Origin of the sequence: Microbacterium sp. UBA837, from assembly GCF_002296025.1 — a bacterium.
GTDB lineage: Bacteria > Actinomycetota > Actinomycetes > Actinomycetales > Microbacteriaceae > Microbacterium.
Map to the genome: position 1 here is coordinate 1477 of NZ_DBHD01000049.1, position 19013 is coordinate 20489.

Genomic DNA, 19013 nt, shown 5'->3' on the forward strand with positions numbered 1-19013 from the left:
CGGCATCACCGAGGTCACGAGTCTCGTCCCGATCTACGCGCTGGGCGCCGCCGGAGCGCTCTTTCTCATCGTCCACGATCACCGCGCCGCGACCGGCCGCTTCGGTGGCGCCGCTTTCGCCGTCGGATCCGCAGTCGCGATCGTTCCCTGGGGTGTCATCGCGTTCGCGCAGATCGCGACGCTCCTCGCAGGCTTCGAGGTGTCGGCATCCATTCGCATCGTGACTCTGCTGGCGCTGGCGGCCTCGGCATCCGTCTGGGTCGTGACCGGATGGCGTGCCCGCCGCGATCCCGAGCGAACAGACGGATGCCGCACCGACGCGCTCCTCGGCTGGGCCATCCCTCTCGCGCCCGCCGCGCTCGTGCTCGCGACGGTGTGGGTGGGCTGAGGCTCTCCGGCCGTCACGGGTAGGTGACGGCGGTCCCGCGAAGAGGCGTGAAAACCTTCGGGAACGTCAAGTGCATCGTGGAGGGGATGAACTCTATGCCTCGCGCGCTCGGGGGCAACGCAGCGATGACATAGGGAAGGACCGAGATGGCGATGAAGCCCGCGATCAGCTTGTCCATCATCGAGGTGAGGATGTTGGCCGAGAACACGGCGCCGATCACACCGTGGCCGAGCGTGACCAGGTTCGCAGCGATTCCCTGGGCACCCTCGTTGATGGATACTCCTCCCCACACGATCATGATGATCGGCGTCGCGACGATCGTGCAGCTGATCGCGACCATGATATTGAGGAGGAAGTACCGCAGCGGGGTTGTGCCCATCCGCCGCGCGCGCACCCCGTACCCCCAGATGAGGGCGCCGACAATGTTGACGATCATGAATGGCAGACCCTGCCATTCCCATGCGAGCAGCGCCACGAGCGAGTGGCTCAGGATCGCGACGCCGACGCCGAACCACGGTCCGAGCGCGATCGCGGCGATCGCAGTGCCGATCATGTCCAGGTAGAGAGGCAGAGCGAACGCGACGGCGAGCCGTGAGCCGCTCACATTGACCAGCGCGCATGCGATCACGATCAGCGTCAGCACGGTGATGGTCGCGCCGCGCTTGCCGAGCGTTCGTGTGAGCCAGTTCCCCTGGCTGTTACTCGAACTTTGAGGCAGCTTCGTTGGAGTGTGTGCGAGCGCGGTGGCGCCGCGACCTGCGGCGCTGCGAGCGTGGGCGCCATCCTTGCTCCCGGCGCGTGCCGGGTCGGATGTCGCGTCGCGCCGTCGCTGGTTCTCGTCGGCCCGTGCGCGGATGCAGTACTCCCGCCACCGCGCGGCACTTTCGGCATCCTCACCCAGCGCGCTGGCGATGTCGGCGATGAGGTCCGGACTGATCCTGTGCCTGCCAGGCTGAAATGCGTCGTAGATCGTGGTGCGGCCGACGAAAGCGGCCGATCCCGTTTCGCCGCGGTTCTGGCGGAGTTCGCGGACGCGGTCCGCGATCTGCGAATAGCTCACGTCGCCGGCATTGAGCCTCAACAGTTGCAGTTCCGCGACGAGGCGGTCCATCACTCTGCCTTGCTCAGCTTGTTCATCGATATGCATGGCGTGTCCCCCCGGACTTTCCACTGCCGACATCCTCGGGCTTGATCGAGATCGTAGCGAAGTCCTCTGACGCTGTTCGGCTTCGTTCGGCAAGACGCCGTCGCAAGGAATGGGAACTGTCGAAGGTCCTGGTGACTTTTCTCAGGGGCGGATCGACGCCGAGTTCGCAACCGTCGGCGGGCGCTGGTGCCGATGTAGTTGATCGGGATTACTCGGCGAGGTTCTCGCTATTCGGGATCGTCCGGAATCGTTCGGAACCTCCGCACGGTGCCAATTCGCCGCAGCCGCGGCCCCTAGTTTCGACACTTAACCGCCGACCGATCCCGAACTCGGCGGAGAGCGAAGACGGAAGGACGCTCAGTGCTCGTGACAGCCCTCGTGCCGATTCGCTGCCTCAGAGCCCGACACGGTTGCCTCTAATGGGGACGGATGAGGCCCTGCCCACGCCCGAAGCGAAGCCAGCGAAGGAACTGGCCTCCAGCGAGCAGGACTGGCACACGGTCGCTGAGAAGCTCGACGAACTCACAGCTCAGGTCTCCCGTTTTCACGAACGATCCGAGCGGCATGAAGAGATCATCCGCGCGATGAATGAACGGATCACCGAGCTACAGGGCGACCAGATACTTGCGTTGCTTCGCCCGACGATCCAGCGGCTCGCAGGCTTGCACGCGCAGGCCTCGGACGCACGCGCTGCCGCAGCCGAGCTGGGGGAGAAGTCTGCCAACGACTTCGCGTTCTTTGCCCGAGCGATTGAAGAAGCCCTGGGGTTGATCGATCTGGATTCCGTTGGAGCGGAGCCCGATGGTCCGTTTGACGCCACCGCTCACCACGTCACAGCCACTGTCCCCACCGACGATCCAACGTTGGATCGACGAATTAAACGTGTCATCCGGCAGGGTTTCACGTTCTCTGGAGCCCGGCGCGTCTCGGTGCCCGCTCAAGTCGTGCTCTACTCCTACGCGGCACCGCCGTCTCCCACAGTTGAACCACCCTCGCCCGGGGAGAACTCCGAAGACATCCCACACGTAACCGACCACGAGCAGAAGGAGTCCGAGAGTTGAGCGACAAGGTCTACGGAATCGACCTGGGAACGACCTACTCTGCGATCGCGCGGATCAACGACCTCGACCAGGCGGAGATCATCCGCAACACCGAAGGTGACTTCACCACCCCATCGGTTGCGTACTTCGAAGAATCGGGCAACGTCGTCATCGGCAAGCAGGCCAAGCAAGTGCTTGTAGCCGACCCAGACAACGGGGCAGCCCTTATCAAGCGTCATATGGGCACGGTCTATCCCCTGGAGTATCGGGGAACGACCTATACGCCCGAGTCGGTATCCGCGCTCATCCTGAAGGAGATCGTCGCTGCGGCGAATATCGAGACAGGTGAGGACGTCACGAAGGTTGTCATCACCGTGCCGGCATACTTCGGCATTCAGGAACGTGAGGCCACAAAGCAGGCGGGCGAGATCGCGGGCCTGGAGGTGGTCGGGATCGTGACCGAGCCGGTCGCTGCAGCGCTGTCGATCGGAATCGGAAGTGACCGGACGCAAACACTGTTCGTCTACGACCTCGGTGGTGGCACGTTCGACACGACAATCATGCAGGTCGGTGGTGGCAAGGTTGAGGTCGTCGCGATCGACGGCAACCGGACCCTCGGAGGTGCGGACTGGGATCAGGCGCTCGTAGATCTCATCGCTGAGAGGTTCATCGCGCAGGCCGGGCTCGGCGAGGACGACCCCCGATACGATGACGCGTTCCTCAGCGAACTCCGTAGGGATGCCGAGCAGACGAAGCAGTCGCTGACCAAACGCGATTCGGCGACAGTCCGGTGCCGTTACAACAGCGCCGACGAGCAGATCACGATCACGCGTGCAGATTTCGAAGACTCTACGAAGTATCTTGTCGACCAGACGATCGAGATCTGTCGCCGCGCAACCGCTCTCGCCGAGTCCAAGCGGCCAGGGCTGACGGTCGACAAGTTCCTCCTCGTTGGCGGATCATCGCGGATGCCGATGGTTGCCGCGGCCCTCAAAGAGCAGCTCGGGCTCGAACCGATCCCGACCGACTATGACCTCGCCGTGGCCAAGGGTGCGGCGATCTACGGTCAGACCGCGGTTGACGAGGTGCTCTCCACTGATGGTGAGACTGCGAGTGCCTCCGAAGAGCAGGCGACCGCTACGCCCAAGCACTACCTGGGTGGGGCGTCGACGCTGCAGGTGTCCAACGTCATCTCGAAAGCCTTGGGCGTTCGCTTCTTCCGTGACGAGCACGACAAGACGGGCTACATCAGCTTCATTGCGCACAGCAACGATGCCATTCCCATGACCGCAGATAGCATCGAGGCTGCCACTCTCTCCGACAACCAGACCTCGGTGGCGCTCTCAATCTACGAGCAGCGCGGCGAGAAAGAATCCGAGGATCCAGAGAGCAACGAAGAGCTGAAGTCGGTCGATCTGTCGGTACCGCCGCTGCCTCGGAATTCCCCGATCCACATCGACTTCGCAGTGACTGCGGAAGGACTCGTGCAGTGCAAAGTGACCGATCCTGCCAGCGGGAACTTTGAGCTCATCGAGGTGCAAACCGCAGTGTTGTCTCGTGACGCCGTGGCGGCTGCAAAGGCACAGGTCTCTGGCCTGAGCCTCCGCTCGTGATGGCGCCGTCGCCAATTCTGCATGATGCCGATCGACTTCAAGGCCTATAAGGCGCAGGTCGTCGTTCCACTCGCGAAGGACCGGAATCGGATGGACGCTGTGGCGTCAGCCATCCGGGAACTCAAGTCCGGCGCGGGGGAGCAAGCGCTCGCGCCAGTGAACCCGGCAAAGCTTTTCGACCTCTCCTCCGCCGCGGACGCGGACCTCGCTGCGCACTTTCGATCGATCGAAACCACGCTCAATAAGTGGGGTGGTAACCCGCCGTCAGCTGCGCTCCTGCGCCAGTTGCTTGAGGCGATGAAGGTCGCTGCGCTCGACTTCGAGCGCGCAGAGTTCTGGGCAGGCCAGGCTACTGCGCAGGCCAAAGCGCGATCGGGGCACGTCGCGGCGTTCATCGAGGGTGTCAAAGCCGATCATCCACTCGGAGTGGTCACGCCCGACGATCTCGAGGGTTTGGCTCGAGGAGCGGGCCTTTCGGACGTGCCGGTCGACGAGTTGAGGCGGGCTGCGGAGGCCGCGGGGATGTCTGTCGAAGCAGACTTCGAGCCTCCCGCAGCCGCCGTACCGAAGGTGTTGTCGAGCATCGTTTCACACCCGGAGTTCAGGACTATCGGAGATCTGCTGGTCTTTCCAGATCGCGCCGACAAGATCTCATTCATTGATGATCTGCGCATTGGGGAGCGCCGTCTGACCGTCGCTGATGTGCACGCAGCACACCACCGAAGCGAGACGGCAAAGGACTCGAACGCCGTTCAGCAAGCCCAAAAGGCACTCGGGCTCATCAAGTCGCAGTGCAGCGACGATGCGGCACTCCATCAGCTCGTGGCCGCAGTCCTCTTCGAGCAGGCGACATCCATTGTTCGGCAGGGCGGAACACGCCTGCAGAACCGGGATGGACTGATAGCCCGCGGAATCGGCAGAACGGACGCATCTCGTGTGGTGTCCAAGCTCCAGCCGGCTGGCGGTGGATCGGCGCCCTCCGCTCCTTCCATTCAAATCCTCGCTGCGCTCGCCGCTGGTTCTCTGGGGGAGGCGCAGCGCCTCGCGCAGACGCTGCCCGAGCTGGCTGATGACACCGCGGAGCGCGCCGTGGCCGTTTCCAAATTGCAGGAAGCAGTCAGCAAGAAGGAGACAGCCAGGAAGGAATACGATCGTGCGCTCGCGGCCCGAGACTTTGCGACTGCCGCGCGTGCTCTCACGGATGCAATTGCGATAGACGCCGGCGACAGCGATCTTCGAATGAAACTAGAGGCACTGCCGCCAGCAGCGCCGCAGACCCCGGTGCTTCGCGCCGAAGGGACATCCGTGCTGGCGTCGTGGCCGGCCGTAGCGGACCGGAACGTCTCCTACACAGTTGTGCGGACGGACGGCAGCGTCGCGAATACCCCTTCTGACGGTGTAGTCGTCGCACACTCCGTCACGGCACCGTCGGCGGTTGACACGGCTCCTCCGATCGGTCGCAAAGCCCGCTACTCGGTGTTCGCAACACGCGATGGTCAGCAGTTCTCAGACCCCGCATCCGCAGAGCTGATGATCACGCCGGCTCCTAGCGGCCTGATGGCAGTGGTTACGGATTCGGAGGTGTCGCTGACGTGGGATATGCCTGACGAAGCGATCGCAGCAGAAATCAGGCAGGAGACGTCCGAAGGGACCGCCCAGTTTTTCACCGTCCCGCAGGGCCGGACTCTGACTGTTTCAGGTCTGACGACCGGGATGAAGTACGTGTACCTCGTGCGGGCTGTGTATGTAGCAGCAGGAGTGCGGGTCAACTCTGATCCAGCTCAGGTCGACGCCACTCCAAAGGGGTCCATTGCCCCAGTGGCAGACTTCCAGGTGCGGGCGGTCGAAGACCCGAATCAGCACGAGGTGGAGATCTCGTGGACCGAGGTTGCGGGCTATCGCACCGAGATCTGGACCTTCCCGGTCGCGAAGCGCTCACAGCTGAGTGCGCTGTCGACGCCGGATCACTTTGCGGCAGCGGGTGGCCGACGCATCCAGCCCCTCCCGGGCGGCAGTGAACGTGGGGGCGGGGTAACTCGCCGCTATGCCATCGACGACGGGGTCCAGATCTTCTTGCCCTATACGTTCGAAGGTAACGTGGGCGTCGTCGGGCCGGGTGTTGTTGCCGGCTCCGCGCCGACTGTTCGTGAGTGTGTGGCAGAGAAGTTCGGCGATACGGTCAAGCTCTCGTGGCGGTGGCCGGACGGCGACTACCTCATGCAGGTGTCCTGGCATCGGGGAGGGCTGGATAGGACCGCGCGCGTCACCCGCGCGAAGTATCGGGCTGACGGCGGATTTGTGATCAGTCCGGGCGACGGTGTCACCGACATCGGAGTGGCGACCGTGATTAAGTCGGCCGACGAGGAGTGGGTCTCTGCGCCCGTAGCGGTGGCTCATGCCCAAGACCGAATGTCGGTCAGCTATCGACTCACGATCAAGAAGGGCATGTTCAAAGCGCCGTCCGTGGAGGTTCGCCTCGACCCAGGTGAGTACTCCGGACCCCTCGACTGTCTCGTTGTCTGCGCCGCCGGGCCTTTCATGCCGACGAGCCCAGCCGACGGGGACGTCCGCGCGAGAGAACGACTCGAACTGCGTGCCGGCCGGGCGGCGACACTCGAAGTCGCGCTCCCAAAGCTGCCCTCGCCCTTCTGGGTGCGGGTCTTTTCTGATGGGTCATCCTCCGCGGATCTCGTCGACCCTCCGACCGACCAGATGAAGGGCTGACCAATGGGGATATTCAGTAAGTCAAAGGTGCCCTGTCCCTATTGCTATAACGAACTCGACTTGAACCGCGTCGTTTTTCGGTGCACGGGCCAGACGCAGGCGGGCCGCCAGGCGTGTACGCCTCGGCCGGACACGTTCAGAATGCAGTTTCTTGGCGACGGCACACCGACGATGCCGATCGTCCAGGCTGGTGGCGCGGCAGTCACGGGTCGCGATAGCGCAACGTGCGCTGATTGTGGTGCGCGTACGGCAGTGAGATGCTGTCCGAGCTGCCACTCGATGCTTCCACATTCGATCACTGCGGAGTCGCCGCTCTTCGGCCTGGTAGGGGTGCGGGCCTCCGGGAAGACGGTAATGCTGTCGGCGCTGCACAGCGAACTGACCAAGACTGTCGCGCGCCGGTTCGACGCGGCTATCGACAACCCCGGCGGGGGGACTGGGCTCGCGAAAGTCTTGCAGGACCTCAATGCTGAGATGGCGCATGAGGGCGGGCTCTTGCCGCAGCAGACCCAGGTGGGGCAGAAGTCGGCCCCAGCGGTCTATGAATGGCGCTATGCGCAGAACGGCCGTACACGCTCGACAATCTTCTCATTCTACGACAACGCCGGAGAGGATTTTGCCTCAGAGGACCGGGCGCTGAGCATCCACTATCTGGGTCAGGTGTCGGGCGTGATCCTCCTTCTGGACCCTTTCTCGTTTCCGGAGAACGCCGCGCGGGCTGCCGATCGCGGCGTTTCGCTGTCTGCATCCGACGGCCCGGAGGCGGTACTTGGTTCTCTCACGGCAGTGCTGCGTATGAGCCATTCCGTGAAGCAGAACAAGAAGATCCCGGTCCCGGTCGCCGTTGTCGTCTCGAAGATCGATGCATTCTTTGACGAGATACCTCACAACCATCCGCTGAGACAGCCCGCTTCGAAACTTCCGCTCTTTGACGAAGCCGAGTCGAAGTCGTTGCACGATCACATGGCGGCGCTCATCGCGCGGTGGGGCGGCGACGGTCTGCTCCGCTCGTTAGAGCAGAACTACGACACCTACCGCGTATTCGGAGCGTCGGCGCTGGGCGCTGAGCCGGATTACCGAGCGGGCGTCATCAATGCCCGCGGTCGTTTGCCCCATCGCGTCGCAGAGCCGTTCCTGTGGCTGCTCGCAGAGCGCGGATTCTTGAGGAAGCAGAGCTGAGATGGCTTTCGAGGTCGCGACCTTCACTGATGTCACAGCAGCGGAGTCGGTGAACTCTAGCGACGGCTTCCAGTTCCAGGCGGTCTCTGCGGGGTTCGATCGCCAGGATCAGGCCGTTGTGCAAGGGGAGTTGAACTTCGTACCCGCGCCAATGTGGGCGGCGGCGCACGGCGGCGACCCGCTCTCGCATCCGCTCCAGTGCACGTATGCCGTGCGTGAAGGGCGGATGTATCTCACGCAGTCGCGGGCGCTTGGGCTCACTGCGAACGGCCGTCCCGGCAACCAGCTGACCGAAGCTGCTGTGACCGATGATGTCGATGACTTCGTTCCGTACTCGCCCGCCCAGCTCATGGCGGCGTCCGAGTGGACGTTGGAGAAGGCCGCATCGAAAGTCAGGGACGCGTGGGTGACACCACTTCAGATCGCTCCCTCGCTCGATGCGGAGGCGATCGAGAGGTTCGCCCGCGAGGACCCATGGACGCTGACCGCGTTGGCAGGATTCGTCACGATGCTCCAGCGGTCCCTCGCCGAGGAGGGCAGCAGGGTGTTCATCGAGCACGAGGACCTCACAACGGTGCTGCGCTGGATCGCTCTGGGCTCTATGTTCCTCGGCGGAGAGGCCGTAGCTCGCCTGACCTTTCGCGTGTTTCACGCATCGCCTTGGGCAGGATCATTCAAGGTCGTCGGTGTCCACCCAGAGCTGGTTCAACTGCTCCGCCCGGCCGACTGGCGGCAGTCTCCATCCGCGTACTGGATCGCCCCTGCTTCCCACGAAATCGGGCCGATCGATGCGTCTCTGCTTGCGCGGGAGGCTGTGCGATGGTTTATCGAGGGTGGAGCGCTGCGTGCGGCAGAAGGCATCGACATTACCCAGCGGCTGGCCGTACTCGGTGATGCGGGCGCTGCGCGTGCCGCCGACCTCTTGATCGATGGCGGAACCGGCGCGGCCGAGCGTGACTGGCGCACCGCTGTGCACGTCGTGGCCGCGCTTGCAGCTGCCGGTCGCGGCGATCTCATCGAAATGTACGAGGATGACCTGCTTGACGCTGTCGCGCAGTACCGGCCCCGCAATGCCGAGGAGTTCGCGTTGGCTGCGAAAGCGATCACCGGCGGCCTTGCCGTCGGTCTCGCTGGGGTCGCGGCGGGAGTTGCCGGCCCGACCCTTGAGGCACTCGCGGGGGCGACAGAGTTCGCTGGGGCGTTCGCGGCGCCACTCGCGCAGCCGCGCGAACCTCTCGTCTGGCCGGATATCGACGCGCGGGATGCAGCATCTAGAGCGTGGGCGACGGTGCTTGCCGGGGCTCCCGAGAGCGAGCTTACGGCGCTTTTCGGCGCGACCGATCGTCTTGGACTCGACATAGAGGAGGCCCTGCTGCGCCCAGCGGCGGAGCGAATCTCAGCACAGTGGGCCGCGAACCCGTCCCTGGGAGCCGCAAGCACGCGCTGGTATGGGCGCGCGCTGATCGAGCGGCTCACGGCCGAGAAGGTTGGTCAGCAGCTCGCGGCGGGGGCGCCGGCACAGCTCGATGCACTAATGCAGGGCATGTGGTCGCCGCTGGGCGCGGTGCCTGAATCGCCCCTCGACGGTTGGTTCCGCGCTCGTGAGATCGCGACCATGCAGCCAACTGCGCGGGTCGAAGCGCTCCGCACTGCGCACGCGAGGTCTGTCCCTCGAGAGTCTTGGCGCATACTCTCGCGTGATACCGCGCAACCTGTGGACACTGTGCTCTGGGGTGCGATCGTGCAAGCGGTGGGCCTTGACGATGCCGGCGCAGCTGCGCTGGTCGGGATGATCCGGGATGACCTCGTGGCGACGCCGACCGCAGAGGGTCCGCGCGTGCCCGCCCTCTGGGGGCCGGTTTTCGACGCGCTCATCGTGGCGCGCACGTCCGGTCCAGAACTCCCTCACGCGGTTCGCGAACTTACCGAGCGGCTCATCGAGGCTCGATCTGCGTGGGTGCACGTCGTCAGCGATCTCGACGTCGTGCCGAACAACGCCTTGCGCAACGCCGACGCGCAGGTTCGCGTGTGGGCACTAGATGATCTGGCCGCCGTCGGAGGGATGCTCGTTTGTGCTGCGGATCGTGCCGCCGCTGTGAACGCGGCTCGTGCGCTCGGTGGCCTCTCTCGGCCGACGATGGACGCCTTCTTGCGGGTCGAGACCAGCGCCGATGATGCTCTTGCCGCGGCGGAGAAAGCCTGCAGTGCTTTCGCTGTCGCAAGCGGCGAGTTTCGTACTCAGCTCGGAGGTGCGATGCGGGCTCACTTTGACGCACATCGCAATCATGTGCGTGCGCTGAAGAAGCAGCCGCATACGGCCGAGATCGTGGATCTCGTATTCGCCGAGTTCTCTCCCGAGTCGACGCCCTCCTGGCGTGACCCGTCGTCGTGGTTTCAGAGGGGGCATCGATGAGCCGCAGTATAGGAATCGACCTCGGCACAACGTACTCGTGCGTGATACACCGCTCGCCGGAACACGGCGAAGTCGTGGTCGAGAGCGCCGACGGCAAGGAGCTGACCCCATCGGTGGTGTATTTCGCATCTGACGGATCGGTGCTTGTCGGTGACCGTGCGAAGGACCACCTTGCCGACGATGCGGAGAACGTTGTCGTCGGGATCAAGCGTCAGATGGGACGTCAGTTTCCGCTCTCCTATCACGGCAATGAGTTCACTCCCGAGGCGATCTCGGGAGTGATTCTGCGCAGACTGGCCGAAGATGCGGCGGCCGCTCTCTCAGTGAGTGCGGCTGAGCTCAGTGCCGTCGTAACCGTTCCCGCCTACTTCGGAGTCGGTGAGCGGGAGGCAACATTTGCTGCGGCCAGTATTGCCGGTGTGCGGTGCATGGAGTTGCTCGCTGAACCCGTAGCCGCGGCCTACGCATATGGACTTGCTGACGAACCGCACCTCACTTCGCTGGTCTACGACCTCGGCGGCGGGACGTTCGATGTTGCGGTGGTGGGGATGCACGCGGGTCGGCCGCGCGTGTGGGCGGTGGACGGTGACACCCAGCTCGGCGGCTTGGACTGGGATGCGCGCATCGAGGACCTGCTCTGGGAGCAAGTCGAGCAACTCGAGGATGGGAGTGATCTTCGATACGACGACGAAGTGATGGGCCTGATCGGTGCGGCATCCGAGATGCTCAAGCGACGCCTCACAACGCACAGCGCCGTCACGGAGCGGGTGTACTTGCATGGGAGAACGCTTGAGCTGGCAGTCTCGCGAGATGACTTTGAGCGTGTGAGCGAAGACCTCGTCTTGCGCTCGCTCGAGACCGTCGACCGTGTTCGGGCCGCCGCATCCGCGGCAGGTGCCCCGCCGGTTGATCAGGTGTTACTCGTCGGCGGGTCGACTCGAATGCCGATGGTGCGGCGCTCACTCGAGACGCGATGTGAACTACCGGTAAAGCTTGCCGATCCTGACAAGGCAGTTGCCCGAGGCGCGGCGGTACTCGCCGAGCAGTTGGCTGATGCGGCAGTTCCGCGTCTCGGCCCCGCCGAGGTGCGCCCTGGCGCGGGCGGCGTGACCCGGATTACATCTGTGCTTCCGAAATCGCTCGGCGTGCTCACGCACAGCAGCGGTGAGCCGCTTCGCGAGGAACCATATGTGCATCACGTGCTGAAGGCGAACACGCCGTTGCCCATCATCGGCTTCGAGCACCTTGTCGCGACTGTCGTGGACGCTCAAGACCGGGCTCGCATTCAGATCTACGAACAGGCCGGTGTACGGGAGTCGATCGAGCCGGGTGACAACCGATTGCTGCTCGAAGGGGAGATCCTTGGGATCCCCGCCCGCCCGGCGGGCAGTCCGGTACGCCTGCGCATCTCGGTTGCCGTCGACGGCCGAATCACCGTCGAGTCCGCAGACGGCGAGCGCCCGATTCAGCTCGAGGTGGAGGCGTTCTTGCACGGTGTGCTCGACGACGCCGAGGTCAGTGCTCAGGGATCGGTCGTGGCGGGATTGAGGTTGGTGTGACGTGGCGTCGTGGATGAAGAGGACGTTTTCTGCCGAAGGGGTTACCGAGTACCCGCCAGGATCCAACCTCGCCGCGTTGCAGACCCGGTTCGGCGGATCCGGGGTGGTGGTGCTGTGCATCGATGTGAGTTTTTCGATGTCTGGGGATCCGCTGGAGCAGGCGCAGCGGGGTGGTCGCGGCTTCATCGAGGATGCGGTCGCGGGAGGCTATTCGATCGGGCTCGTGCTCTGGGACCATGAAATTCTCGACGCCGTGCACCCGACGAGGGATGCCGCAAGGGTGCACCGAGCGCTCGATGCTGCCACCGCACGCGGGGGGACGCAACTCGTGCCAGCGCTTACGCTCGCCGAGCGCATGCTGATGGACTCCGATGCCACTGACAAGGTGTGCGTGATCTTCAGTGATGGGTCTCTGACGGATCAGGATGACGCCGAGGCGGCAGCATCACGACTCAGATCCCAGAGGGTGCGGATTCTTACGATCGGCCTCGGCCCGGTCGCCTCTCGCGGGCTCGATCCGCTCGCGAGTCCCAGCCAGCCCGCGACGACGACGTCGACTGCGAAGACGCTGGCGCACGATATGCGGCAGATGGCGGCAGGTCTCAAGAGAAAGAACCGCTCATGAGTGGGTTCTGATGCTCGCGAACTGTGACTTATCCCGTGTGAAAGGAATGCGTCCGTGCCCTACCTGATTCTTCTCTTCCTCGCTCTCTTCCTCCTTGGCGCCTACATTGTCGCGTTGGGATTCCTTCTGTTTCTCATCGCGACGTTCGCGATCGTGCCGCTGGTCGCGATCGCTGCGGTAGGGGCATACGCCGTCGCGGCGATCTTGCCGCTCATCCTTCTGGTTAACAAGGGGCTGAGCGGGATCGACGGCGACCTTGCGACACCGGCCGAGGTTGTCGGCGGACGGGTGCTGGGCGCGAGGCCGTCCGGAGAGATGGCTGCGCACGGTTGGGATCCCGCGTGGCCGCTGTATTTCCCCTATCAGGCGAAACGCGATTTCAAGGCTGTTGCGGCATGGATGATCGGGTTCAACCTTGCGGCTCTGAAACTTCCTTGGCGGTGGGTCAGTGCTCTGTGGCTCCGTTCCAAGGGGTTCTCAAGGTGGTTGTGGTGGGTCCCGGTGATCGTCTTCATGATCCCGACGGTCGCGCTACCGATCACGTTGTTCGCTGTCTTGGAAACGCTTGCAGGCGCGATCTTCATCGGATTGCTGTGGCTCGTGATGACGGCCACCACCTACCTGGCGCGAGCGGGGGGTGCCGCGTACGGCGCGACCGAGCGGTCGTCTCGCCGCAGGGCGAGCAAGGAACTGGTCTGTCCGACGTGTTATCGCACAACGTTGACGCCGGGCTACCTCTGCGCAACGTGCGGTAGAGCGCATCGACTGCTGCAGCCCGGCCCGTTGGGAATACTTACCCGCACGTGCGAGTGCGGGTCGAGGCTCCCGACGACGGCGACTCGTGCTGCGAAAGCGCACCTCGAGGTGGTATGTCCCTATTGCGATGGTCAGTTGTCGGCGACCGCGGGCGCGCGACCGACCGTGTTGATTCCCGTGGTCGGTCCGGTCGGAGCAGGAAAGACCACCTTCTTCGCAAGCGCGGTCGTTGGGATGCAGGACTACGCCTTGGGCGCCGGGGGAGCGTTCGAACCGACTAATCCCGCGGCGACGCAGTTCGCGTCGCTCGCCAGCACGGCGGAGTTGCTTCCGAAGACCGCGTTCGCTGGCCGGCCCGAGGTGATGACATTCGAGGCATCCCGCGGCGGATCCACTCACGATATCCAGCTCGTTGATGCGGCAGGCGAGTTCTTCGTCGATTGGGAGTCCGCTCAGGCTCTCACCTATATCGACAGTGCCACCGGATGGGTCTTCGTCATCGATCCGTTGATGTTGCCGGAGGTGCGGGATGTGATCGAACGCAACGGGGTCGACCTTGGGCAAACGATCGTGGGCACGGGCGACATCGGCGGTGCATACGCGAGCGTCGTCGACCGCTTCAAGGCCTCGGGAGGTCGCCTCAAGGACAAAGCGCTCGCTGTCGTTGTGTCGAAGGCAGACCTCCTCGTGCAGGTGCCGGAGTGGTCGCAACTGAGGGAGGCCAGCGCTGTGCGCCAACTGCTCTTCAACCACGGTGCAGACAACTTGCTGCGTGGAGCAGAGCTCGACTTCGAGAAGATCAGCTACTTCGCTGTCGAGTCGCGAGACCGCGAGGCTCTGGATCCGAGCCGTGACCCGGTCCGCGTCATCGACTGGGCGCTCGCGCAGAAGCGGCTGAAGCTGTCTTTCATGCCCGTCGCTGCACAGCCGGCGCCCGTTGAGGATGCGGCGGCGCACCACGACCCAATTGTCCCGACAAAGTGAGGATGCGCACGAATGAGCGTTGAAGTTCCAAAGTCCTACACGGTGTTCCGGATTCTCATGGGGTCTCTGGTGCTGCTCATCGGTGGCGGCGTTGCTTTCGCCCTCGTGACCGTCGTCACCGGACTGATCGGCTAAGGCGGCGCCATGGCTGAGTTGTTGTCTGTCGCGGGTGCCGTATGCGCCGTGATCGGCGGTTATGTATTGGTGCGCTGGCTGTTCACGCACAAGCGATTTACCGCAAAGCGTCCCCGTCGCTTCTATACGGGGCTCGGACTGCTCGGAATCGCGGTTGGGCTCTTTGCGATTGCAGGCTACTTCGTCCCCTGACGCGGTCTCAGTTGGAGTGGTGATACGAGAGAAGGGATCGAGACATGAGCGCAGAACAGGATGCGCGCCGCGCTGAGTGGGCACGCGCTGCCGCAGAGCGGGAGGCTGCACAGAAGGCAGCTCAGTCGCGCAAGGAACAGTTGGTGGGGGAGTTGCGTTCGATCGCGAACGGTTCGTCGACCTCGTGGGAGACGACGACGCGCGTGAAGAACATCTCCGGTGAGTTCTTCAAAGCGGGCTATGCAGGCAAGGGCATCAATGAGGTGTTGAAGCAGCGGCACGACGAAGCGAAGGCCGAGTATTTTCGCAAGGTTGAGGCCGCACGCAAACGCGAAGAGGAGAAGCGCGACCGAGCGCGTCGCGAGATGGAGCATCAGCTCTACGTTCTTGAGCGGATCGCGCACGCGGACGTCCGTACTGATCGATGGAATGCCTGGAAAGAAGCATCCGACAAGTTCTTCAAGATCGGATACCCAGGGAAGGACGCGAAAGCAGACCTGATGAATCGATTCGGCAAGCTCCGAGACGATCTGGGCCGAGGTCTTGAGCGGGATCGCGCTCACAAGGCGGCGCAGAGAAAGTCGCGCTGGTAGCAACGGCGAGGTGGGCCCATCTGATGGAGTCACTGAGCCGCCGCTGAATCGAGCCGTCGGTGATGCGCGAAACGCGGCCGCTCGCTCTGCGGGATCCATCGCCGATTCATGTCCTGTTTGCGAACCTGATGCAGCGACACTCCTGGCAGGCTTCGAGGTGGCGGCATCCGTTCGCGTCGTGACTCTGCTCGTGCTGGCGGCCTCGGCATCCGTGTGGGTCGTGACCGGATGGCGCGCCCGCCGCGATCCGCAGCGAACAGACGGATGCCGCACCGACGCGCTCCTCGGATGGACGCTCCCACTCGCACCCGCCGCGCTCGTGCTCTCGACCGTGTGGGTGGGCTGAGGCGCGCCGGTCCATCACGCCTCGGGCTCGCCAGTTCGCCGCCCGGTACGCGCCGCCAACGCACCTGCTGCCCCGCGCTGGTTGAGCCCTGTCGCGAATGATCCTTGTATCGCGATGCGATACGCGATACGCTCCGATGGTGATCGTGAGCTTCCGACACAAGGGACTCCAGGCGCTCTACGAGTCAGGCTCGAAGAGGGGCGTGCAGCCGGCACACGCGCCGAAGCTCACTCGCATCCTGGGTCTTCTCGATGTCGCGCAATCGTCCGCGGACCTCGCGATCCCAGGATTTCGGACACACGAACTGCGGGGAGACCTCGCTGGACACTGGTCGATCTGGGTCAACGGTAACTGGCGAGTGACCTTCAGATTCGTCGGGCAGGATGTCGAGCTCGTCGACTACCAGGACTATCACTGAAGGAGGAGCATCATGATGAAGAGCCCACCGCACCCAGGGCAGATCATCGGGGAGGACGTGCTCGGCGAACTGGGGCTGACTGTCGCGGAAGCGGCCGCACGACTCGGCGTTTCGCGCGTCACGCTTAGTCGTGTCATCCACGGACACTCCGGGGTGAGTCCGAACCTCGCGGTCCGTCTCGAGCGCGCGGGCGTCGGGACGGCCCGCGCTTGGATGGCGCTGCAGACCAGTTACGATCTCGCCCGCGAACTCGAAGGCAAGAGCCACGATGTTCAGCCCCTCGTCGTCGCGTGACAAACGTGGAGGCTCTCGAAGCCTTCGTGATGGCCCAGGATATTGCGGCGGACTGAGGATGACGGCACCCGCGTGACCCTCGATGAGTTGCGCACCGACCTCGCTGGCTTACAAAGACAGGTGAAGCCGCAGGGCGTCGTCGAGAGCGCCGAGTGATTCGCCGGTAAGGCGGCCGGTGACGCGGCTCACACGCGAGATCGACACTGCGCGCACCTGTTCTGCTTGGGCTTTGCTGGGCCGGGGGAGTCCCGATTCTTCCGGCGAGAGAAGCACCTGAAACGGATGAACCGTCGAAACGTTCGAGGTCACCGGCACGACCGTGATCACCCCGTGCCCGGTGCGCGCAGCGCTGAGGTTCGCGGTCGCGTTGCTCACAACGATGGCCGGGCGAGTTCGCGCGGCTTCGGATCCGACGGCTGGATCGAGATCGACGAGCACGACGTGACCGCGTCGCAACGCGCGCACAGGGTCTGTCACGGCCGCGCAAGTCCGTCGCCGGATGCCGCATCCCACGCGTCGTCTGCAGGTTCGGCGAAGGCGTCGGCGTAGGCATCCGCGAGTCGTTCTTCGCGCAGCACCCGCACGGCGTCTTGCACCGCCGCGGACCGACTGGAATAGACGCCGGTTCGGGTCTGGTCGTCGAGGAAAGCGAGGTCGTCGGTGCTGAGGCTGAGGCTGACTTTCACATGCACCATTCTTCGATGCTACCGAAGTAGCAAGATCACGGGTGGGCGAGCTGGGGATCCGGGACAACACGAACGCAGCAGGGGAGGAGTGCATGCAAAATGCAGGCATCCCTCCCTGCAGCGGTGCGATGCCAGTGGCATCCGTTTCATCAAACTCGACCCGCACAACCCGGAGTGGTCAGCGGCCGCCGAGGCGGAGAGGCTGCGGTGGGCGGGGCGGTACACCCCGGTGCCGCGGGTGCTCGAGTCAGGGCGTGACGCGGCGCACGAGTGGCTTGTGACCGAGGGTCTGTCGGGGGAGAGCGCGGTGTCGGCGCGGTGGCTGGCCGATCCGGCCACGGCGGTGCGGGCGATCGGTGTGGGTCTGCGGGCGCTGCACGAATCGCTTCCGGTGGAGGAGTGTCCGTTCCGGTGGGATGTGCCGACACGGCTCGCGGTTGCTGCGGCGCGCGGCATCCGTGTGCCCGATGCTCTGCGCCCCCCCGCCGCTGGTGGATCGCCTGGTGGTGTGCCATGGCGATGCGTGCGCGCCGAACACGGTGGTGACGGATGCCGGCACCTGGTCGGGTCATGTTGACCTCGGTTCTCTCGGCGTTGGTGACCGGTGGGCCGACATCGCGGTGGCCGCCATGAGCTTGGAGTGGAACTACGGTCCCGGGTGGGAGGACGCCCTGCTCGTCGCGTACGGCATCGATCCCGACGCCGAGCGGATGTCGTACTACCGCGACCTCTGGAACGCGGCCTGAGCCGGCCCTAGCGCACGACGGCCCACCGTTCGCACGACGGCATGAGGCAGGCTGTGAAGCATCACCGCCAACGAGCCTGGGACACCCGCGATCGGGTGACGCCCATGGAGTTCGAAGCCAAGCTGGCCGAGCCGCTCACACTCGCGGCCTAAACCGAACCTGTCACCGATCCGTTCCTCACGCCCCTTCTCACGCGCTTCCGACCGAAGAGATCGCCCGGATGCTTGTTACGCGCGTCCCCCCGCCGCAGGCGCGTATCACCCGGGCGAAGAAGGCGCTTGCCGACACGCAAGTGCCGTTCGAGTCGGATCCCGCGAGCGAGTGGCGGGCGCGCCTCGCCCGTGTGCTGGGTTTCGTGAGTCTTGCCGACCGCACCACAGTTCGCCTCGAAGCTACAGCTAGACGCTTCCGCCGAGCTGCAGGCCCAATAGGTCGAGCTGCAGGCCTAATAGAAGGTGACGACCTCGCACGTGTGGGTCGCTGCGAGATACTTCATTCCAACCAGATAGCGACGTACGGATCCCGATGCGTGCGGGAACTCCACCTGCACCGTGAACATCATTGCATCCAGAGTGCTGTCCTGCACTCCGCCTCGCTTGCCCTCGACAAAGCGCAGGTTGTAAATGAGCCCGAGGTCGAGTTTCGCCCGAATAGCTTCGGCTAGCTCCTCGGGGTCGAGCCCGGCCAATCCGGCACCGGCAAGTGAGCCCCCGTGTCCGTTCGACAAGTACTCGATTCGCCGCTCATCGATAATGACTGATGTCGTCGACATGGGCTGGCGGTCGCCGCCAAGCACAGTTAGGGCGATCGAGCTATCTTCGTCCGCCCACTTCGGTACGCCGTTGTCCAGCCGGAACCCGAGGAGCGGTCCGTAGAGCTCTTCTGCAACGCCTACGATCGCGAAGCCGTTCTCCTCGAACGGATAACCCACTTGGTTGGGGGTTCCCACATCGTCTTGGTCCGTGATTATGGAGTCTCGAACTCGAAGCGCGACCTGAGGGAGAGACAGCCCGAGCTTGAGCACGTTCCAGGTCGAACAATCGACGTATCCGAGATATGCGCCGCTCGATCCTTCGAAATCCGCGTGCATTGCCCGCAACTGTGCTGGGGAGATGTTCGTCATATACACGACGAAGTACAGCTCGGTGGACTGAGTATTCGCGCTTCTGAGGGCC

The 19013-nt window shown here is 64.1% G+C and carries 21 protein-coding genes; 17 read left to right on the top strand and 4 right to left on the bottom strand.

The features are described from left to right. On the top strand, positions 1–388 hold a 388-nt coding region (locus B3587_RS03455; protein WP_292726570.1), incomplete at its 5' end, for a hypothetical protein. Positions 389–401: 13 nt separating this feature from the next. On the opposite strand, the gene B3587_RS03460 is transcribed toward B3587_RS03455, so the two are convergent. Further along, positions 402–1499, bottom strand: a complete 1098-nt coding sequence (locus B3587_RS03460; RefSeq protein ID WP_292726572.1) for a hypothetical protein — start codon at positions 1497–1499, stop codon at positions 402–404. Positions 1500–1954: 455 nt separating this feature from the next. On the opposite strand from B3587_RS03460, the gene grpE reads away from it, so the two are divergent. The 14 genes from grpE (at position 1955) to B3587_RS03530 (ending at position 16406) form a co-directional block, all read left to right on the top strand. After that, the gene (gene grpE, locus B3587_RS03465; RefSeq protein WP_292726574.1) at positions 1955–2596 is read left to right on the top strand and encodes a nucleotide exchange factor GrpE; all 642 of its coding nucleotides are present in this window, start codon (positions 1955–1957) and stop codon (positions 2594–2596) included. Further along, positions 2593–4188 (top strand): Hsp70 family protein, encoded by a 1596-nt coding sequence (locus B3587_RS03470; protein ID WP_292726576.1) that lies wholly within the window; start codon positions 2593–2595, stop codon positions 4186–4188. Before grpE ends, B3587_RS03470 begins: the two co-directional genes overlap by 4 nt. Before the next feature lie 21 nt (positions 4189–4209). Next, on the top strand, positions 4210–6912 hold the full coding sequence (locus tag B3587_RS03475) for a fibronectin type III domain-containing protein (RefSeq protein ID WP_292726577.1): 2703 nt from the start codon (positions 4210–4212) through the stop codon (positions 6910–6912). Positions 6913–7191: 279 nt separating this feature from the next. Continuing rightward, on the top strand, positions 7192–8091 hold the full coding sequence (locus tag B3587_RS03480) for a TRAFAC clade GTPase domain-containing protein (RefSeq protein ID WP_414683111.1): 900 nt from the start codon (positions 7192–7194) through the stop codon (positions 8089–8091). Position 8092: 1 nt separating this feature from the next. Further along, entirely contained in the window at positions 8093–10504 is a 2412-nt protein-coding gene (locus B3587_RS03485) for a hypothetical protein (protein WP_292726581.1), read from the top strand. Then, a complete protein-coding gene (locus B3587_RS03490) occupies positions 10501–12063 on the top strand; it encodes an Hsp70 family protein (RefSeq protein WP_292726583.1) in 1563 nt (520 codons plus the stop codon). The genes B3587_RS03485 and B3587_RS03490 overlap by 4 nt, the downstream gene beginning before the upstream one ends. A gap of 106 nt (positions 12064–12169) precedes the next feature. Further along, on the top strand, positions 12170–12688 hold the full coding sequence (locus B3587_RS03495) for a vWA domain-containing protein (protein WP_292726585.1): 519 nt from the start codon (positions 12170–12172) through the stop codon (positions 12686–12688). Positions 12689–12742: 54 nt separating this feature from the next. Further along, a complete protein-coding gene (locus tag B3587_RS03500; RefSeq protein WP_292726587.1) occupies positions 12743–14428 on the top strand; it encodes a TRAFAC clade GTPase domain-containing protein in 1686 nt (561 codons plus the stop codon). Between the two features lie 12 nt (positions 14429–14440). Continuing rightward, positions 14441–14563: a hypothetical protein gene (locus tag B3587_RS03505; protein WP_292726589.1), complete on the top strand. Its 123-nt coding sequence runs from the start codon at positions 14441–14443 to the stop codon at positions 14561–14563. Positions 14564–14572: 9 nt separating this feature from the next. After that, positions 14573–14755 carry a hypothetical protein gene (locus B3587_RS03510; RefSeq protein ID WP_292726591.1) on the top strand — a complete coding sequence of 61 codons (183 nt, stop codon included), beginning with the start codon at positions 14573–14575 and terminating at the stop codon, positions 14753–14755. A 44-nt stretch (positions 14756–14799) separates the two neighbouring features. Further along, the gene (locus B3587_RS03515) at positions 14800–15348 is read left to right on the top strand and encodes a hypothetical protein (RefSeq protein ID WP_292726593.1); all 549 of its coding nucleotides are present in this window, start codon (positions 14800–14802) and stop codon (positions 15346–15348) included. 157 nt (positions 15349–15505) lie between these two features. Further along, the gene (locus tag B3587_RS03520; RefSeq protein WP_292726595.1) at positions 15506–15694 is read left to right on the top strand and encodes a hypothetical protein; all 189 of its coding nucleotides are present in this window, start codon (positions 15506–15508) and stop codon (positions 15692–15694) included. A gap of 136 nt (positions 15695–15830) precedes the next feature. After that, positions 15831–16112 carry a type II toxin-antitoxin system RelE/ParE family toxin gene (locus B3587_RS03525; RefSeq protein WP_292726596.1) on the top strand — a complete coding sequence of 94 codons (282 nt, stop codon included), beginning with the start codon at positions 15831–15833 and terminating at the stop codon, positions 16110–16112. A gap of 12 nt (positions 16113–16124) precedes the next feature. Continuing rightward, positions 16125–16406: a HigA family addiction module antitoxin gene (locus tag B3587_RS03530; protein WP_292726598.1), complete on the top strand. Its 282-nt coding sequence runs from the start codon at positions 16125–16127 to the stop codon at positions 16404–16406. Positions 16407–16514: 108 nt separating this feature from the next. Here the strand turns inward: B3587_RS03530 and B3587_RS03535 are convergent, their stop codons facing one another. Continuing rightward, positions 16515–16883, bottom strand: a complete 369-nt coding sequence (locus tag B3587_RS03535) for a type II toxin-antitoxin system PemK/MazF family toxin (RefSeq protein ID WP_292726600.1) — start codon at positions 16881–16883, stop codon at positions 16515–16517. Then, the gene (locus B3587_RS03540; RefSeq protein WP_228179546.1) at positions 16880–17101 is read right to left on the bottom strand and encodes a ribbon-helix-helix domain-containing protein; all 222 of its coding nucleotides are present in this window, start codon (positions 17099–17101) and stop codon (positions 16880–16882) included. The genes B3587_RS03535 and B3587_RS03540 overlap by 4 nt, the downstream gene beginning before the upstream one ends. A gap of 79 nt (positions 17102–17180) precedes the next feature. On the opposite strand from B3587_RS03540, the gene B3587_RS03545 reads away from it, so the two are divergent. Next, complete coding sequence (locus B3587_RS03545) at positions 17181–17669, top strand: phosphotransferase (RefSeq protein WP_292726602.1); 489 nt, start codon at positions 17181–17183, stop codon at positions 17667–17669. Further along, a complete protein-coding gene (locus tag B3587_RS03550; protein ID WP_292726604.1) occupies positions 17560–17838 on the top strand; it encodes a phosphotransferase in 279 nt (92 codons plus the stop codon). The genes B3587_RS03545 and B3587_RS03550 overlap by 110 nt, the downstream gene beginning before the upstream one ends. 445 nt (positions 17839–18283) lie before the next feature. On the opposite strand, the gene B3587_RS03555 is transcribed toward B3587_RS03550, so the two are convergent. Further along, a partial coding sequence (locus tag B3587_RS03555) for a hypothetical protein (protein WP_292726606.1) occupies positions 18284–19013 on the bottom strand: 730 nt, incomplete at its 5' end.

Excerpts from the sequence above, each read along its gene's own strand:
- B3587_RS03460 (WP_292726572.1), bottom strand. The coding sequence starts at position 1,499 with ATGGACCGCCTCGTCGCGGAACTGCAACTGTTGAGGCTCAATGCCGGC.
- grpE (WP_292726574.1), top strand. The coding sequence starts at position 1,955 with ATGGGGACGGATGAGGCCCTGCCCACGCCCGAAGCGAAGCCAGCGAAG.
- B3587_RS03475 (WP_292726577.1), top strand. The coding sequence starts at position 4,210 with ATGATGCCGATCGACTTCAAGGCCTATAAGGCGCAGGTCGTCGTTCCA.
- B3587_RS03480 (WP_414683111.1), top strand. The coding sequence starts at position 7,192 with ATGCTTCCACATTCGATCACTGCGGAGTCGCCGCTCTTCGGCCTGGTA.
- B3587_RS03485 (WP_292726581.1), top strand. The coding sequence starts at position 8,093 with ATGGCTTTCGAGGTCGCGACCTTCACTGATGTCACAGCAGCGGAGTCG.
- B3587_RS03490 (WP_292726583.1), top strand. The coding sequence starts at position 10,501 with ATGAGCCGCAGTATAGGAATCGACCTCGGCACAACGTACTCGTGCGTG.
- B3587_RS03505 (WP_292726589.1), top strand. The coding sequence starts at position 14,441 with ATGAGCGTTGAAGTTCCAAAGTCCTACACGGTGTTCCGGATTCTCATG.
- B3587_RS03510 (WP_292726591.1), top strand. The coding sequence starts at position 14,573 with ATGGCTGAGTTGTTGTCTGTCGCGGGTGCCGTATGCGCCGTGATCGGC.
- B3587_RS03515 (WP_292726593.1), top strand. The coding sequence starts at position 14,800 with ATGAGCGCAGAACAGGATGCGCGCCGCGCTGAGTGGGCACGCGCTGCC.
- B3587_RS03525 (WP_292726596.1), top strand. The coding sequence starts at position 15,831 with ATGGTGATCGTGAGCTTCCGACACAAGGGACTCCAGGCGCTCTACGAG.
- B3587_RS03530 (WP_292726598.1), top strand. The coding sequence starts at position 16,125 with ATGATGAAGAGCCCACCGCACCCAGGGCAGATCATCGGGGAGGACGTG.
- B3587_RS03540 (WP_228179546.1), bottom strand. The coding sequence starts at position 17,101 with ATGGTGCATGTGAAAGTCAGCCTCAGCCTCAGCACCGACGACCTCGCT.
- B3587_RS03550 (WP_292726604.1), top strand. The coding sequence starts at position 17,560 with ATGCTCTGCGCCCCCCCGCCGCTGGTGGATCGCCTGGTGGTGTGCCAT.